2 protein-coding genes are annotated in these 954 nt (G+C 43.1%); both read left to right on the forward strand.

The genetic code is table 11. From position 1 onward, the window contains the following. Window positions 1-408 (forward strand): helix-turn-helix domain-containing protein (locus AB4486_RS22265; protein WP_136977534.1); only part of this gene is annotated, 408 nt, incomplete at its 5' end. Window positions 409-421: 13 nt separating this feature from the next. After that, on the forward strand, window positions 422-954 hold a 533-nt coding region (locus tag AB4486_RS22270; RefSeq protein ID WP_029235080.1), incomplete at its 3' end, for an IS630 family transposase.

Consider the following 954-nt stretch of genomic DNA (forward strand, 5'->3'; position numbering starts at 1 on the left):
CTCGCACACTTTAAAGACGGCCTCTCTCGTACACAAATTGCAAAATCTCTCAAAGTCAGTCGAACCAGTGTCAATAAATGGGTTCGGATTTTTTTTGAAGAAGGCCTAGAAGGACTTCAAGAAAAACCTCGGACTGGTAGGCCTGCATACCTCACCGATGAGCAGCGGGCTCAACTCAGTGCCTTCATAAAAAAAGAAGCTGAATCACCTTCTGGTGGCCGCCTTGTTGGAAGCGATATACATGACTACATCGTTAAACACTTTGACAAGCACTACCACCCTAATTCCATCTATTATCTCCTCGACCACATGGGTTTTTCTTGGATAACTTCTCGTTCCAAACACCCTAAACAATCACAGCAAATACAGGACGATTTTAAAAAAATTCCAAATCGAAACGATCCTTAAGATCCCCGGCCATATTGGGCTAGAGAGTGTTGATGTCTGGTTTCAAGACGAAGCTAGGTTTGGTCAGCAGAACACAACAACACGTCTTTGGGCTACTCGTGGAACGAGACCTCGCGTAGTAAAACAGCAGCAATTTGAATACGCTTATTTGTTTGGCTCAGTGTGCCCATCGAGAGGGATTGGTGAGGCAATGGTCGTCCCTTGGGTTAACAAAGACATCATGATAAACCATCTAGAGCAGATATCTAAAGTCACAGAAAAAGACCGTCATTCAGTGGTAATAATGGATGGCGCAGGATGGCATACCGATGATATTGCTAACCCATTTGATAATGTCAGTATTATCAAATTGCCGCCATACTCACCAGAGCTTAACCCTATAGAGCAAGTGTGGAGTTGGTTAAGGCAACACTATCTAGCAAACCAAAACTTCATTGATTATAACGATATTGTTTCGAAGGTCTGTAGCGCTTGGAATGGATTTCTTGAGTGCAAAGATCGCGTCACAAAAATGTGTACAAGAGATTGGATTGACCTGATCAGTTA

The organism is Vibrio sp. 10N.222.55.C6 (genome assembly GCF_041473395.1).
Classification (GTDB): Bacteria; Pseudomonadota; Gammaproteobacteria; order Enterobacterales; family Vibrionaceae; genus Vibrio; species Vibrio crassostreae_C.